The following is a 16,188-nucleotide window of genomic DNA, read 5'->3' on the forward strand; positions in this document are numbered from 1 at the left end:
ACATTTGCAAGATTCCAACTAAAGGACAGTGCGACAAAATGCGACCGCGGGGACAGACATGCAACTGATCGATCCGAATCATCCGGCATACCAGCGCCTCTGGGTGCGTGTCGGCATCGTTGCCGTCTGCTTCGGCTGGGCCGCGGTCGAGATTATTGGCGGTGATCCCTTCTGGGCGGTGATCTCCGCGGCGGCCGGCGCCTATGCCTTCTATATGCTGTTCTGGACCTTCAAGCCGCAACAGCAGTCGGCAGAGCCGGCTGCGCAGCCTGGCGTCGAGGGAGAGGACGAGGCCGATGAGACATCCGCCAAAAAGCCCTCGAAAGATGGGCAGGCGGAATAGTAGCGGGCGATTCGCCGATCAAGAGATCGGCGAGCTCATCGGCTTCGTCGCAGCCGAAGCGCGCCGCGCTCTTTCCGATGCGCGCCGCGCTTGACATCTTTGTTCGATATTGTCGCAAAGCCGGCGCACGGCTTCGGGTGAAGCGAGCGCGGTCTATGCGCATTCCCGTCCTGTCAGAGTGACAATTCCCTGGCTTGCGCGGCGATCTTTTCGCAAGCATCCCCGAAGGGATCGCGTATCGGTAAAAGTGGCGAGACGCCGAGCAGAAGAAGCGCTTTCAAATGCGACCAGCCGCCTCCCAACAAAGGCGCAAAAGATGTCATCACGATGTGTTCCTCGCCATAGAGACGCTGGTATTCTGCAAAATTGCAGAAGTTCTCGTGATTGCTGTTTTTCAGATGGAAGGACTCAGCCGCAGCACCTTCGGCAAGGATAGCTTCGTGCGTATCGAGCATGACGGCATAGTAGTCGATCGATCGGTCGGGGGCGGGAGCGACCGGTGCAATCGTCGTGCCGTTCACGAGCTCCTTCACCTGGATCAAAACGCCGTTCAGGTACAGCGCGTGGCCAGGCGACAGATAAAGATCCGAATGGGGTGTGTGCCCGTCCAGTGCGCGGCGGCAAACTCGGATCGGCACGACGTCTTTTTGCCAGCGTCCGCCGCTCGTCTTGAAGCTTTGGCGGCCGACCCACTTTACCGCACGGGTGCTGCCATCAGGAAGGGCAACGCGATCACCGATGCTGAGATCCTCGACGGGCTTCTCACCGCCATCGGTGAGGATCGCCGTTCCCCGCAGGAAGCAATTTGCGCCGCTGCCGCCATGGCCACCGCTCCCGCCGGAACCTCCGTGTCCACCGGAGCCGCCCCGTCCCCAACGCCGACCCATCGCTTTGGCCGGAGAGATGGAAATTGCCGTGGCCATGGCTGCCAGGCCGGCAAGGCGAGCACCGGCGGCTGCCGCTACACCTAGAAAATGTCTGCGCGCCGTGTTGCGCGGTTGCTTCGGATCTTCCGTAGATGACATGTGGGCGGTCTCCTGAAAACATTTAAACCGCTCGATGCTACAACGTGTTGTATCGCATTCAATTTCGCCAGTTAGCGCTGTGCCCTACTGAAAAGGGCGTAGGCATGGCTGTAGGATCCTGAAAATACGCTATGTCCGATACCAAAAAGCAGGAGGTTTATCCGCTACCTCAGCGCGAAATAATCGAACTGAGTACGATGATGATCGGTTGAATCGCGGGAAAACAGCACATATAGCGTGCTCGGATTGAGCCGGATGGCGGCTCTCTTCCATAGCGTCGGGAGTTTGCCGGCGTTCGAGATAGCGTCAGCTTTGCGGCAGGCGGCGCATCGCCTCGTCGATCAGCAGATTGGCGATCATCATGCGCCTGTTGGCATTGTCGCGGAAAGGCTCTGCGACGCCGTCAGGATGATTGGCCCTGGCAAAGGCGCGCCGCTTCTCGTTCAGCGTCTGTTGGGTATCGGCGGCAGCGATCGCCAGTTCGGCGGCGATCTCTTCCGGGGCGATGCGGGCGAGGTGGTCCGGCATGACCGGTTCCGGCGCCGGCGGGGGAGCCTCCTCGGCCGCAGGCTCGCTGCCCAGATTATCGAAATATGCTTCGCCGATCCGATGCGATGCGACCGAAATGCCTTCCATGACATCGAATGCGAGGCCGGTGGCAAGCCCGGATACGCGGTGGGCAGCCGGCCCCTGCGTCTCTTCGACCGGTTCTTCCTCCGCCTTCAGCCGCTCGAGCACCGATTCAAATACTGATTGTCCGAACAGCATGCGCCTTCCTCTCGAAGACGTTAGATCCTGGCAAGATGGTGCAGGGCTTGCGGTCAAATCGGTGGAGCATGATGTCGCCCGGAAAGCTCACATCTAGCCGCCCTGCTTGCGGCTCTCCTCGAGGATGATGTCGTAGAGCAGCTTGGCGCTCGGCGGCAGCGCCCGTTCTCTCGCCGTGATCAGGCTGTATGGCTTGACGTTGATGTCGAAATCGATCGGCAGCATGCGCACGTCGGACGCCTTGGCGCCTTGGCTGGCGAGGAAATGGGCGACATCGACGGCGACGGGGGCGATCGCATCGGTTTCGCAGACGATGGCGCAGGTGAGCAATAGCGAAGAGGTGTTGACGATGTTCCCCGGCAGCGCCACGCCGCGCGACAGGAAAATGTCTTCGATCGTGCGGCGCAGCAGCGTGCCCGGCGGCTGGAACACCCAGTCGTAATCCCTGACGTCGGAAAGACTGCTTGTCTTCTTTTTTTTGAGGAGCGGATGGCGGTTGCGCACAATCAGGCAGGCGCGTTCGATGCCAATCTCTTTCACTTCGAACAGGCGCGGGTTGAGGTCGTCGGGAATGCGGCCGATGATGAAGTCGTGGCGGGCCGCAAGCAGCTCGCGCGCCAGCACATTGCTCGTCTCCACCTGGATGTTGATCTCGATGCCGGGATAGGCCTTGCGCACCCTGTTGATCGCCGGCACGACGAGGCTCATGGCCGGCGCCGTCACCGCGCCGATGAACACCGGGCCGCCCTTGCCGCTCTTCAATTCGCCGATCTCGCGGCTCGCCTCGCGCAGCTCCAGCAGGATCTTGCGGGCGCGTCTGGCAAGGGCCGCGCCGAAGGTTGTCAGCACCACGCCTCGGGCGACGCGTTCATAGAGCGATGTCTTGGTGATCGCCTCCATTTCCGACAGCATGCGCGATGCAGCGGGCTGCGAGATGTTGAGCACATCAGCGGCTGCGGAAATTTGTCCGCTATCTTCGATTGCGACGATGATGCGCAGGTGATTTAGCTTAAGTCCCGAACGGAGAAAGCTGTCGTCGCCAAAATTGTCGCTGTGGATATCGACGTGATCCATCGAAACGGGCTCTGAAACGATCGTCATGGTTGCAGCCTCCCCACTGCGCTCCATCAAAAGTAATACTTTTTAACGATATACCAAAATTGTTATGCACATTACCACTTATTCTATTTGACAGTTATAGGAATCCATACCAGTTTGCCGCCGTGTGCTGGTTGGCACTCAACACGTGTGAGATCGTGGAGGAGACCTACTTCGTTTCTCACCATCTGAAGTAACTATCCAATACGGAACCTGCCACAGTTTCGGGGCGGGCGATTTTTCGTCCGCTGCTCTATTAACAAGGGAGAGAGAAATGAAATCCATTATCTCATTGATGGCCGCGGCTGCCTTCGGCGTCGCTTCGTTCGTTGCACCGGCGATGGCCGCCGACAAGGGCACCGTCGGCATTGCCATGCCGACCAAGGCTTCGGCCCGCTGGATCGATGACGGCAACAACATCGTCAAGCAGCTGCAGGCTGCCGGTTACGGCACCGACCTGCAGTATGGCGACGACGACATTCCGAACCAGCTGTCGCAGATCGAAAACATGGTGACCAAGGGCGTCAAGGTCCTCGTCATCGCTTCGATCGACGGCACCACGCTGTCCGACGTTCTGCAGAAGGCACACGACGCCGGCATCAAGGTCATCGCTTATGACCGTCTGATCCGCGATTCGGGCAACGTCGACTACTACGCCACCTTCGACAACTTCCAGGTCGGCGTTCTTCAGGCCAACTCCATCGTTGACGGCCTCGGCCTCAAGGACGGCAAGGGCCCGTTCAACATCGAACTCTTCGGCGGCTCGCCGGACGACAACAACGCCTTCTTCTTCTATGATGGCGCAATGTCCGTCCTGCAGCCCTACATCGACTCGGGCAAGCTCGTCGTGAAGTCCGGCCAGACCGGCATGGACAAGGTCGGCACGCTGCGTTGGGATCCGGCAACGGCCCAGGCCCGCATGGACAACCTGCTCTCGGCAAACTACACCGACGCCAAGGTCGATGCCGTCCTGTCTCCCTATGACGGCCTCTCGATCGGCATCATCTCCTCGCTGAAGGGCGTTGGTTACGGTACGGCTGCTCAGCCGCTGCCGATCGTCACCGGCCAGGACGCTGAAATCCCGTCGGTCAAGTCGATCATTGCTGGCGAACAGCACTCAACGATCTTCAAGGACACCCGCGAACTCGCCAAGGTCACGGTTGCCATGGTCGATGCCGTCATGTCCGGCAAGGAGCCTGAGGTCAACGACACGAAGACCTACGACAACGGCGTCAAGGTCGTTCCGTCCTATCTGCTGAAGCCGGTTGCCGTCGACAAGACCAACTACAAGCAGATCCTCGTCGACAGCGGTTACTACACCGAAGACAAGCTGAAGTAAGTTAAGCTGGAGGCCGGAGCTCGCGCTTGCGGGTTCCGGCCTTCGATTTTATGATTACCCATCCATTGACGGGCTGGGGGCGCTGGAACTTTGACTATGGACAATACCATCCTCGAAATGCGGAGCATCACCAAGACGTTCCCGGGCGTCAAGGCGCTGGAGAACGTGAACCTCAAGGTTCGCAAGGGTGAAATTCACGCATTGGTAGGCGAAAACGGGGCCGGAAAATCGACCCTGATGAAAGTGCTATCGGGCGTCTATCCCACCGGAAGTTATGACGGCGACATCGTCTATGAAGGCGAGACGCGCAACTTCAAGGCGCTGAGGGACTCCGAAGAAATCGGCATCGTCATCATCCACCAGGAACTGGCGCTGGTGCCGTTGCTGTCGATCGGCGAAAACATTTTCCTCGGCAACGAGAATGCCAAGAGCGGCGTCATCAGCTGGGACGAGACCTTCAATCGCACGAAGCAGCTGCTCAAGAAAGTCGGCCTGTCCGAATCTCCGAACACGCTGGTGACCGACATCGGTGTCGGCAAGCAGCAGCTCGTCGAGATCGCCAAGGCGCTGTCGAAGAGCGTCAAGCTGCTCATCCTCGACGAGCCGACGGCGTCGCTCAACGAAAGCGATTCCGATGCGCTGCTCACCCTGCTGATGGAGTTCCGCAAGCAGGGCATCACCTCCATCATCATTTCCCACAAACTGAACGAGATCCGCAAGGTCGCCGACCAGATCACCGTCCTGCGCGACGGCATGACCGTCAAGACGCTCGACTGTCACGCCGACGAGATCAGCGAAGACATTATCATCCGCAACATGGTCGGCCGCGATCTCGAAGACCGCTATCCCCCGCGTTCGGTGCCGATCGGCGAAACCATTCTCGAAGTGAAGAATTGGAACGCCTATCACCAGCAGCACCGCGACCGCCAGGTCCTGCACAATATCAACGTTACCGTTCGCAAGGGCGAAGTTGTCGGTATCGCCGGGCTGATGGGGGCAGGGCGCACCGAATTCGCCATGAGCCTGTTCGGCAAGTCCTATGGCCACAAGGTCTCGGGCGAGGCGCTGATGCACGGCAAGCCGGTCGACGTCAGCACCGTGCGCAAGGCGATCGACGCCGGCCTCGCCTACGTCACCGAAGACCGCAAGCAGCTCGGCCTGGTGCTCAACGACACGATCCTGCACAACACGACGCTCGTCAATCTGAAGGCGGTGTCGAATGCCTCGGTGATCGACAGCGTCAAGGAATCGCGGGTTGCCACCGACTATCGGTCGAAGCTGCGTATCCGTTCCTCGAGCATCTTCCAGGAGACGGTCAATCTCTCCGGCGGCAACCAGCAGAAGGTGGTTCTGTCGAAGTGGCTGTTTTCCGGTCCCGATGTCCTGATCCTGGACGAGCCGACGCGCGGCATCGATGTCGGCGCGAAATACGAAATCTACACTATCATCAACCAGCTTGCCGCCGATGGGAAAGGCGTTCTGATGATCTCATCGGAAATGCCGGAACTGCTTGGCACTTGTGACCGCATCTACGTGATGAACGAAGGACGCATCGTCGCTGAACTGCCGAAGGGAGAAGCAAGCCAGGAAACCATCATGCGCGCTATCATGCGCTCAGGGGAGAAGAAACAATGACGCCGATCAATCAACCCATCGCTGAGCAGGGGCGTGTCGTCTCGATCGGAGACTATATCCGCGGCAACATCCGCGAATACGGCATGTTCATCGCACTCATCGCGATCATGGTGTTCTTCCAGTTCTCGACCGGTGGCGTTCTCTTCAGGCCGCTCAATCTGACCAACATCATTCTGCAGAACTCCTTCATCGTCATCATGGCGCTCGGCATGCTGCTGGTCATCGTCGCCGGCCATATCGACCTTTCCGTCGGGTCGGTCGTCGGCTTCATCGGCGCCATCGCCGGGGTGATGACGGTGCAGTGGCACGTCAATTATGTCCTGGCGGGTGTCGTCTGCCTGGCGCTCGGCGCGCTGGTCGGCGGCCTGCAGGGCTATTTCGTCGCCTATCACAAGATCCCGTCCTTCATCGTCACGCTCGCTGGCATGCTGGTTTTCCGTGGCCTGACGCTGTTCGTGATGACGGCATCGGGCACCGGCACCAGCATCGGTCCGTTCCCGCCGGAGTTCCAGCTGATCAGCATCGGCTTCCTGCCCAACCTCATCGACATGGGCGGCATCAACTCGACCTCGATCATCCTGACCGTCGTCGGCGCCGTCACTCTCTTCTACCTGGCCTGGCGCAAGCGCCTGTCGAACGAGAAGCATGGCAATGACGTCGAACCGATGGGCTTCTTCCTGGCCCAGAACATCATAGTCTCGCTTGCCATCCTGGGGCTCGGCTACCAGCTGTCAATCTATCGCGGCTTCCCGAACGTGCTTGTCGTCATGCTCGTCCTCGTCGCTGCCTATGCCTTCATTACTCGCCGTACCACGATCGGCCGGCGCATCTACGCCATGGGCGGCAACGAGAAGGCGACCAAGCTTTCCGGTATCAATACCGAGCGGCTGACCTTCCTGACCTTCGCCAATATGGGCCTGCTTGCCGGTCTGGCCGGCCTGATCGTGGCGCTGCGCCTCAACTCGGCGACGGCCAAGGGCGGTTTCGGTCTCGAGCTCGACGTCATCGCCGCCTGCTTCATCGGCGGCGCGTCGGCCCAGGGCGGCGTCGGCAAGGTGACGGGTGCGGTGATCGGCGCGCTTATCATGGGCATCATGAACAACGGCATGTCGATCCACGGTCTCGGCACCGACTCGCAGCAGATGGTCAAGGGTGCGGTGCTTCTCGCCGCCGTGTTCTTCGACGTCTACAACAAGAACAAGGGCTGAGCGCCTAAGCGCAGCCCAGGCATTCGCAGTCATATGAATGATGGATTCCGGCTCCCGTGGGAGCCGGACGGGCGGAGCTTTTTCTAAAACTCGCCGAAACGAGAAGGATTGAAGTCGTGCTTATTTCCCAGATCAAGGGTGCCAACGGAGAGATCGTCGTCGCCGTGCGCGAGCAGGGCGGCGCGGCCAGGTCGGTCAACAACGCCGGCAGCGTCTATGCGCTGGCGATGGAAGCCGCCGACGGCGGCAAGTCGCTTGCCGCTGTTATCGAGGCCCATGGTTACGGCGAGACCGTCGACCTTGAGAAGGCTTATGCTGAAGGCCGCTTCCTGCCGCCGATCACCCATCCCGACGCCGCCCACCTGCATCTGACCGGCACCGGCCTCACCCATCTCGGCTCTGCCGCCACTCGTGATTCCATGCACAAGAAGACCACCGAGGCGGCCGAGGAAACGCTGACCGACTCGATGAAGATGTTCAAGATGGGGCTGGAGAACGGCAAGCCGAAGGCTGGCAAAAAGGGCGTGCAGCCCGAATGGTTCTACAAGGGCAACGGCTATGGCACGGCTGCCCCCGGTGCTCCGCTCGTCTCGCCCTCCTTCGCGCTTGACGGCGGCGAAGAGCCTGAGATGGCGGGCATCTATGTCATCGCCAAGGACGGCTCGCCGTTCCGCATCGGTTTTGCCCTGTCGAACGAGTTTTCGGACCACGTCACCGAACGGATCAACTATCTCTATCTGGCCCACTCGAAACTGCGCCCGGCGGCCTATGGTCCGGAAATCCGCATCGGCGCCGCGCCCGACGATATCCGCGGCACTTCGCGCATCAAGCGCGGCGACAAGGTGATCTTCGAAAAGCCCTTCCTGTCGGGTGAGGCGAACATGTCGCACACCTTTGCGAACCTCGAATATCACCATTTCAAATATGGCCTCTTCCGTGTTCCGGGCGATGTCCATGTCCATATGTTCGGCACGGCGACGCTGTCCTTTGCCGACGGCATCAAGACGGAAGAGGGGGACCTCTTCGAGATCGAAGTCGCCGAATTCGGCCTGCCGCTGCGCAATCCGCTGAAGGTGGCGGCCGAAGAAGAGATTGTTGTCAAGCAACTCTGATTTTCGAGGCCTGGCCGCGTCGGCGGCCGGCCGTGTTTGTAAACGGTAAAGGAGGCTTGTTGGGCCCATGACCATTTATCAAAACCTGATCGCCGGCGAATGGGTCGGCACGGACGCGACGAAGAACATCAACCCGTCCGATACGAACGAGGTCGTCGGCCTCTACGCCAACGGCAGCGCGGAAGACACGAGAAACGCTATCGCCGCCGCCAAGGCCGCCTTTCCGGCCTGGTCGCGCTCGGGCATTTGGGAACGCCACGTCATCCTGAAGAAGACCGGCGACGAGATCATGACCCGCAAGGACGAACTCGGCGCGCTGCTCGCCCGCGAAGAGGGCAAGACGCTGCCTGAGGCGACCGGCGAAGTCATCCGCGCCTCGCAGATCTTCGAATTCTTCGCTGGCGAGGCCCTGCGGCTCGCAGGCGAGGTCATCCCGTCAGTTCGCCCGAATATCGGTGTCGAGATCACCCGCGAAGCGCTCGGTGTCATCGGCATCATCACGCCGTGGAACTTCCCGATCGCCATCCCCGCCTGGAAGATCGCGCCGGCGCTCTGCTACGGCAACACGATCGTCTTCAAGCCGGCCGAACTGGTGCCGGCCTGCTCCTGGGCGATCGTCGACATCCTCAATAGGGCAGGGCTGCCGAAGGGCGTCCTGAACCTCGTCATGGGCAAGGGCTCGGTCGTAGGCCAGGCCATGCTCGAAAGCCCCGATGTTCACGGCATCACCTTCACCGGCTCCACCGGCACCGGCCGACGTGTCGCCGCCGCGTCCATCGAGCATAACCGCAAGTTCCAGCTGGAAATGGGCGGCAAGAACCCGATGGTGGTGCTCGACGACGCCGACCTCAACGTCGCCGTCGAGGCTGCCGCCAATTCCGGCTTCTTCTCCACGGGCCAGCGCTGCACTGCTTCCTCGCGTCTGATCGTCACCGAAGGCATCCACGACAAGTTCGTCGCGGCGCTCACCGACAAGCTGAAGACGCTCGTCGTTGACAATGCGCTCAAGGCCGGCACCCATATCGGTCCGGTCGTCGACGAACGGCAGCTGAAGACCGATACCGACTATATCGAGATCGGCAAAAAGGAAGGGGCCAAGCTCGCCTTCGGCGGCGAGGTCATCTCGCGCGAAACGCCCGGTTTCTATCTGCAGCCGACGCTGTTTACCGAAGCGACCAACCAGATGCGCATTTCGCGCGAGGAAATCTTCGGACCCGTCGTCTCGGTGATCCGGGCGAAGGATTACGACGAGGCGCTTGCCCTCGCCAACGACACGCCGTTCGGGCTCTCGGCCGGCATTGCCACGACCAGCCTGAAGCATGCGACGCATTTCAAGCGCAATTCGGAAGCCGGCATGGTCATGGTCAACCTGCCGACGGCGGGAGTCGATTTCCACGTTCCGTTCGGCGGCCGCAAGGGGTCGTCCTACGGCCCGCGTGAGCAGGGCAAGTATGCGAGCGAATTCTTTACCGTGGTCAAGACGGCCTACACGTTGGCTTGAGACATATCCGATGACCCGGGCCGTACGAGGCGGCCCGGCAATCACCTGAAGGACAGAGATTATGAAGAAGAAAGCGGAATGGCCGCGCAGGCTGAGGTCGCAGGAATGGTACGGCGGCACGAGCCGCGACGTGATTTATCATCGCGGCTGGCTTAAAAACCAAGGTTATCCGCACGACCTGTTCGACGGACGGCCTGTCATCGGCATCCTTAACACCTGGTCGGATATGACCCCCTGCAACGGTCATCTCAGAGAGCTCGCCGAGAAGGTGAAGGCGGGCGTCTGGGAGGCCGGCGGCTTCCCGCTCGAAGTGCCGGTGTTCTCGGCATCGGAAAACACCTTCCGCCCGACCGCGATGATGTACCGCAACCTTGCGGCACTGGCCGTTGAAGAAGCGATCCGTGGCCAGCCGATGGATGGCTGTGTGCTGCTCGTCGGCTGCGACAAGACCACGCCGTCGCTCTTGATGGGGGCGGCCTCCTGCGACCTGCCGTCGATCGTCGTCACCGGCGGGCCGATGCTGAACGGCTATTTCCGCGGCGAGCGCGTCGGCTCCGGCACGCATCTGTGGAAGTTCTCCGAAATGGTGAAGGCCGGCGAGATGACGCAGGCCGAATTCCTCGAAGCGGAAGCTTCGATGAGCCGCTCGTCGGGCACCTGCAATACGATGGGCACGGCGTCAACGATGGCGTCCATGGCCGAAGCGCTGGGCATGGCGCTCTCGGGCAATGCCGCAATCCCGGGCGTCGATTCCCGCCGCAAGGTCATGGCGCAACTGACCGGCCGCCGTATCGTGCAGATGGTCAAGGACGATCTGAAGCCCTCGGAGATCATGTCAAAGCAGGCCTTCGAAAACGCCATCCGCACCAATGCGGCGATCGGCGGATCGACCAATGCCGTCATCCATCTGCTGGCGATCGCCGGCCGCGTCGGCATCGATCTGACGCTCGACGATTGGGACCGTTGCGGCCGCGACGTTCCGACGATCGTCAACCTGATGCCGTCGGGCAAATACCTGATGGAAGAGTTCTTCTATGCCGGCGGCCTGCCCGTCGTGCTGAAGCGCCTCGGCGAGGCGGGCCTCCTGCACAAGGATGCGTTGACGGTCTCCGGCGAAACCGTCTGGGACGAGGTCAAGGACGTCATCAACTGGAACGAGGACGTCATCCTGCCTGCTGAAAAGGCGCTGACCTCTTCGGGCGGCATCGTCGTGCTGCGCGGCAACCTGGCGCCGAAGGGCGCGGTGCTGAAGCCTTCGGCAGCCTCGCCGCATCTCCTGGTGCACCGGGGCAGGGCCGTCGTGTTCGAGGATATCGACGACTACAAGGCGAAGATCAACGACGACAATCTCGACATCGACGAGAATTGCGTCATGGTCATGAAGAACTGCGGCCCGAAGGGTTATCCCGGCATGGCCGAGGTCGGCAACATGGGCCTGCCGCCGAAGGTGCTGAAGAAGGGCATCCTCGACATGGTGCGGATATCAGACGCCCGCATGTCGGGAACGGCCTATGGTACCGTCGTGCTGCACACCTCGCCGGAAGCGGCGGTCGGTGGACCGCTGGCGGTCGTCAAGAACGGCGACATGATCGAACTCGACGTGCCGAACCGTCGCCTGCATCTCGACATATCAGACGAGGAACTGGCGCGCCGTCTCGCCGAATGGCAGCCGAACCATGACTTGCCGACATCGGGCTATGCCTTCCTGCATCAGCAGCATGTCGAAGGAGCCGATACTGGCGCCGATCTCGACTTCCTCAAGGGATGTCGCGGAAATGCGGTCGGCAAGGACAGCCACTGAGCAGGGCTTGCCGATCTGGAATCGCGAAGAGGCGGGGCTTTTTGCCCCGCCTTTTTGCTGAAGATTTCTTTCGAACCGTTCGCGCTCGAACTTGTTGAATGCGGATATAGTGCTATATGCTGTACAAGTGTACAGGAGATATGGTCATGTCAAAGGTAATCGGTGCTGCGGAATTCAAGGCGAAATGCCTGAATCTGATCGATCAGATGCGCAGCGACGATGAATCCATCGTTATCACCAAGCGCGGCAAGCCGGTTGCCGTGCTTTCCCCGGCGCGCGACACAGGCGAACGCAAGAGCATCATCGGCGCGATGAAGGGCAGCGTATTGCGCTATGACGATCCTCTGTCTCCGGCCCTCGAGCCGGAGGATTGGGACGCCCTCCGTTGATCGTCATCGATACGCACATCCTCGTCTGGGCAATGCAGGACGATGCGCGTCTGGGTTCACAGGCCCGGGGCATCATTGACGAGATGACCGGCAAAAGCCGGATTCTGATTTCGGCGATCACACCCTGGGAAATCGCCATGCTCGTGCAGAAGGGGCGCTTGGCGCTCGGCGACGATGTCGGGCGATGGATCGACAGCGCTCTGTCGCTCCCCGGGATTCAGCTCGCGCCGATCGAGCCTTCCATCGCGATAGACAGCGTCCGGCTGCCCGGCGAGTTTCATGCTGACCCCGCGGACCGCATCATCGCGGCTACAGCCCGATTTCATCGCGTGCCGTTGCTGACGGCGGATCAGGCAATCCTCAGCTACGGAGCGCGCGGCCACCTCCAGGTCGTCGCGGCTGGATAGATACGCCGTTACCGCCCTCGCTCAGCTCTGGCTCTGGCTTTGCATCTGCCCGTTGTCTTCCACCTTCACGGTGACGGACAGCGTTTCCCCCGGAGTGCCGATACGCATGCCCGAGATCGGGGCCGCGTCGCGGTAGCAGAGGCCGGAGGCGATGCGGACATAGCGTTCATCCGGGCAGATTTCGTTGGCCGGATCGAAGCCGACCCAGCCGAGCCCGGAGATATGGGCCTCGGCCCAGGCATGGGTCGCCGACTGTTCGATCTTTTCTTCCATCATCAAATAGCCGGAGACATAACGCGCCGGCACCTGCAGGGCGCGGGCGGCGGCGACGAAGATGTGCGCATGGTCCTGGCAGACGCCGCTTTTCTTCTCCAGCGCCTGTTCCGCCGTCGTCGCCGTGTCGCTGGTGCCGGGGCGGTAGTCGACCGTTTCGTGGATGGCGGCCATCAACGCATGCAGACGGGCGAGCTCGTTATCGCCGCTGACGCTTTTAACCAGTTCCTTGACCAGCTTGCCGCTTTTGGTGAGCGGCGTCTCGCGCAGGAAGAGCCAGAGCGGGCAGAAACCGGTATGTGGGCCGGTGACGCCGTTATTGTCCGCGGTCTCGACCTCGCCCTCGGCGAGGATTCGCGTCACGTGCTGCGTGCCTTCCAGCGAGACCAGGTTGACGTGGTTGCCGTACTGGTCGTCGTATTCCACCTCCGGGGTGGCGCCCTCGACTTTCAGGGACCAGCCGAGCACGTTCTGGGCTGCCGTTGTCGGCGGTGTCAGTCTCAGCCGTTGCAGCGAGAACTGCGCCGGTTCGTCGTAGCGGTATTCGGTGAGATGGCTGATTTTCAGTCTCATGTGCTGATCCGCTTAAACGTAGAACCGGTAGCCGTCGGAAATCTCGGCACCGAGCTGGTTGTTGCGTGAGACGAAGTCCTCGAGGAACTCGTGCAGGCCCTGATCCATGATGTCGCGGATCGCCCGCGTCTGCAGCGTGGTGCGGATCGCGTCGGCAGTATCGTGGGCGGGAAGCCGCTCCTCGTAATCCTGGGCGAGATAGCCGAGATTGCTGACGATCTTCTCGTAGCAATAGGCAAGCGAGCGCGGCATCTGGACATTGAGGGTAAGGAAGTCGGCAATGTTCATCGCCCGGTACTCGCCGTCGTAGGCCCAGCTATAGGCGCGGTGTGCGGACACCGAGCGCAGGATCGACTCCCACTGCACGTTATCGAGAGACGAACCGACTGACGAGACCGAGGGCAGCAGGACGTAATATTTCACGTCGAGGATACGGCTGGTATTGTCGGCGCGCTCGATGAAGGTGCCGATGCGGGCGAAATTATAGAGCTCGTTTCTGAGCGTCGAGCCATGAAAGGCGCCGCGGATGAGGCCGGCGCGGCGCTTGATGACGTCGATCACCTCAGGCAGGTCGGCGGCTTTCACGCGCTTTTCGAGCAGGGATTTCAGATCGATCCAGCATTCGTTGGTCGCTTCCCAGGTCTCCCGCGTCAGCGCGGTGCGCACCATGCGGGCATTGTTGCGGCCGAAGTCGATGCAGGACATGACGCTCGACGGGTTGGAGCGATCGCGCAGGAGATAATCGATCGCGTCGGCATTGGTCAGCTTGGCGTGGCCCTCGTCATAGGCCTCGCGTACGCCGGCACTTTGCAGCACGCCGTCCCAGTTGTCGTCGCCGGCGCTGCTGCGGGTGAGCGACATGCGCAGCCCGGCATCGACCAGACGGGCAATATTTTCGGCGCGCTCGATGTAACGAAACATCCAGTAGAGGCCGTTTGCGGTTCTTCCGAGCATCAGTCCTCCAGTACCCAGGTGTCTTTGGTGCCGCCGCCCTGGCTGGAATTGACGACCAGCGAGCCTTGCTTCAGCGCCACGCGGGTAAGCCCGCCCGGAATAATCTGGACCTTGTCGGAAACGAGCACATAGGGGCGAAGGTCGACATGGCGGGGCGCGATGCCCTTGTTGACGAGGATCGGCACGGTGGAGAGCGACAGCGTCGGCTGGGCGATGTAATTGTTCGGCTTGGCCTTCAGCTTCTCAGCGAAATCGGCGCGCTCCTTTTTCGATGCCGTCGGTCCCACAAGCATGCCGTAGCCGCCGGAGCCGTGCACTTCCTTGACGACCAGCTCTTCCAGGTGCTCCAGCACGTATTTCAGGCTCGATGCTTCCGAGCAGCGCCAAGTCGGGACGTTTTCGAGCAGCGCCTTGCGGCCGGTATAGAATTCGACGATCTCCGGCATGTAGGAATAAATCGCCTTATCATCCGATATGCCGGTGCCCGGCGCATTAGCAATGGTGATGTTGCCGGAGCGGTAGACATCCATGATGCCGGGAATGCCGAGGGCGGAATCGGCCCGGAATGTCAGCGGATCGAGGAAGTCGTCGTCGACGCGGCGGTAGAGCACGTCGATCGCCTCGTAGCCGCGGGTCGTGCGCATCTTCACCTTGCCGTCGATGACGCGCAGATCCGAGCCCTCGACCAGTTCGACGCCCATCATGTCGGCCAGGAAGGAATGTTCGTAGTACGCAGAATTGTAGATGCCCGGAGTCAGTACCGCGACGCGTGGCTTGCCGGTGCAGCCGGGAGGAGCCAGCGAGGCGAGGCTTTGGCGTAAGAGGTAGGGATAATCCTCGACGCGCTGCACCTTGTTCTCATGGAAGAGCTCCGGGAACATCTGCATCATGGTTTCCCGGTTTTCCAGCATGTAGCTGACCCCGGAAGGGGTGCGGGCATTATCCTCCAGCACGTAAAACTGGTCTTCGCCTGTTCGTACGATATCGGTGCCGACGATATGGGTGTAGACGCCGCCAGGCGGGCGGAAGCCGATCATCTCGGACAGGAAGGCGACATTGTTTTCGATCAGTTCGCGCGGGATGCGGCCGGCGCGGATGATCTCCTGCTTGTGATAGATATCATCCAGAAAGGCGTTGAGCGCGATTACCCGTTGCTCGATACCCTGGGCGAGCTTGCGCCATTCGCGGGCGGAGATGATGCGGGGGATGATATCGAAGGGGATGAGCTTTTCGGAACTGTCGGCATGGCCGTAAACGGCGAAGGTGATGCCGGTCTTCCGGAAGATATTTTCCGCGTCGCGGGACTTGGCAATCAGATGCGACCGGTCTTGGCTGTTGTACCACTCGAAATATTTTTCATAAGGCGGGCGGGGGCTCTCGTCCCCGGTAATCATTTCATCAAATGCCAAAGGTGCGGCTCCCCTTTTTTGTTCATTTGAATACAACGCAAATTGCAATGCAAGAACCATGCGCAGTTCGGAGAAAAGATTTTGCGGTGCGGGAAAGAGTGAAAATTCGGGCGTTTGGAGCAGCGTCGCGCGGTATGGCGGATGACTGCTCGCCCGGGATTGCGCAAAATGTGAGCATTTGATTGGTTTTCGGTCGATCGCAATGCGTTGGTGGTGCAGGCGCAAATTCGAACGTCTTATTCCTGTGACGAGGAGAAGGCATGCCGTGCGGCACCCCCTCTGGCCTGCCGGCCCCAGGGTCGAGCCACCGGTCTCGACCCGTCCTTCGGACCCCCATAGGTGGGGAGATTGGC

General features: G+C 60.8%; 15 protein-coding genes. 9 read left to right on the plus strand and 6 right to left on the minus strand.

All coding sequences use genetic code 11. From position 1 onward, the window contains the following. Positions 1–58: 58 nt before the first annotated feature. Entirely contained in the window at positions 59–343 is a 285-nt protein-coding gene (locus tag HJC00_RS17205) for a hypothetical protein (RefSeq protein WP_221164398.1), read from the plus strand. A 173-nt stretch (positions 344–516) separates the two neighbouring features. On the opposite strand, the gene HJC00_RS17210 is transcribed toward HJC00_RS17205, so the two are convergent. The 3 genes from HJC00_RS17210 to HJC00_RS17220 form a co-directional block, all read right to left on the minus strand. Next, on the minus strand, positions 517–1,368 hold the full coding sequence (locus HJC00_RS17210; protein WP_221164399.1) for a Hint domain-containing protein: 852 nt from the start codon (positions 1,366–1,368) through the stop codon (positions 517–519). A gap of 306 nt (positions 1,369–1,674) precedes the next feature. Then, positions 1,675–2,136 (minus strand): hypothetical protein, encoded by a 462-nt coding sequence (locus HJC00_RS17215; protein ID WP_221164400.1) that lies wholly within the window; start codon positions 2,134–2,136, stop codon positions 1,675–1,677. 93 nt (positions 2,137–2,229) lie between these two features. Next, positions 2,230–3,237, minus strand: coding sequence for a LysR family transcriptional regulator (locus tag HJC00_RS17220; protein ID WP_210630316.1), 1,008 nt, complete (start codon positions 3,235–3,237; stop codon positions 2,230–2,232). Between the two features lie 271 nt (positions 3,238–3,508). Between HJC00_RS17220 and chvE the strand changes: the two genes are divergently transcribed. The 8 genes from chvE (at position 3,509) to HJC00_RS17260 (ending at position 12,626) form a co-directional block, all read left to right on the plus strand. Further along, positions 3,509–4,573: a multiple monosaccharide ABC transporter substrate-binding protein gene (gene chvE, locus HJC00_RS17225; protein WP_004668889.1), complete on the plus strand. Its 1,065-nt coding sequence runs from the start codon at positions 3,509–3,511 to the stop codon at positions 4,571–4,573. A gap of 96 nt (positions 4,574–4,669) precedes the next feature. Further along, entirely contained in the window at positions 4,670–6,208 is a 1,539-nt protein-coding gene (mmsA, locus tag HJC00_RS17230) for a multiple monosaccharide ABC transporter ATP-binding protein (protein ID WP_064804299.1), read from the plus strand. Continuing rightward, on the plus strand, positions 6,205–7,416 hold the full coding sequence (mmsB, locus tag HJC00_RS17235; protein ID WP_210630318.1) for a multiple monosaccharide ABC transporter permease: 1,212 nt from the start codon (positions 6,205–6,207) through the stop codon (positions 7,414–7,416). Before mmsA ends, mmsB begins: the two co-directional genes overlap by 4 nt. A 116-nt stretch (positions 7,417–7,532) precedes the next feature. Further along, on the plus strand, positions 7,533–8,528 hold the full coding sequence (gene araD1, locus HJC00_RS17240) for an AraD1 family protein (RefSeq protein WP_210630320.1): 996 nt from the start codon (positions 7,533–7,535) through the stop codon (positions 8,526–8,528). 67 nt (positions 8,529–8,595) lie between these two features. Further along, positions 8,596–10,029: an aldehyde dehydrogenase family protein gene (locus tag HJC00_RS17245; RefSeq protein ID WP_210630322.1), complete on the plus strand. Its 1,434-nt coding sequence runs from the start codon at positions 8,596–8,598 to the stop codon at positions 10,027–10,029. A gap of 61 nt (positions 10,030–10,090) precedes the next feature. Further along, a complete protein-coding gene (gene araD / locus HJC00_RS17250; protein WP_221164401.1) occupies positions 10,091–11,830 on the plus strand; it encodes an L-arabinonate dehydratase in 1,740 nt (579 codons plus the stop codon). A gap of 146 nt (positions 11,831–11,976) precedes the next feature. Continuing rightward, entirely contained in the window at positions 11,977–12,219 is a 243-nt protein-coding gene (locus HJC00_RS17255) for a type II toxin-antitoxin system Phd/YefM family antitoxin (RefSeq protein ID WP_210630325.1), read from the plus strand. After that, complete coding sequence (locus HJC00_RS17260; protein ID WP_221123062.1) at positions 12,216–12,626, plus strand: type II toxin-antitoxin system VapC family toxin; 411 nt, start codon at positions 12,216–12,218, stop codon at positions 12,624–12,626. The genes HJC00_RS17255 and HJC00_RS17260 overlap by 4 nt, the downstream gene beginning before the upstream one ends. 21 nt (positions 12,627–12,647) lie before the next feature. Here HJC00_RS17260 and HJC00_RS17265 read toward each other — a convergent pair whose 3' ends face one another. The 3 genes from HJC00_RS17265 to HJC00_RS17275 are packed head-to-tail and all read right to left on the minus strand — an operon-like array spanning position 12,648 to position 15,835. Then, the gene (locus HJC00_RS17265; RefSeq protein ID WP_210630329.1) at positions 12,648–13,472 is read right to left on the minus strand and encodes a transglutaminase family protein; all 825 of its coding nucleotides are present in this window, start codon (positions 13,470–13,472) and stop codon (positions 12,648–12,650) included. A gap of 12 nt (positions 13,473–13,484) precedes the next feature. Continuing rightward, positions 13,485–14,426, minus strand: a complete 942-nt coding sequence (locus HJC00_RS17270; protein WP_210630331.1) for an alpha-E domain-containing protein — start codon at positions 14,424–14,426, stop codon at positions 13,485–13,487. Beyond that, complete coding sequence (locus HJC00_RS17275) at positions 14,426–15,835, minus strand: circularly permuted type 2 ATP-grasp protein (protein ID WP_041678724.1); 1,410 nt, start codon at positions 15,833–15,835, stop codon at positions 14,426–14,428. Before HJC00_RS17275 ends, HJC00_RS17270 begins: the two co-directional genes overlap by 1 nt. Positions 15,836–16,188 lie beyond the last annotated feature (353 nt).

Origin of the sequence: Rhizobium sp. NLR22b (assembly GCF_019685295.1) — a bacterium.
In the GTDB taxonomy this organism is placed as follows: domain Bacteria; phylum Pseudomonadota; class Alphaproteobacteria; order Rhizobiales; family Rhizobiaceae; genus Rhizobium.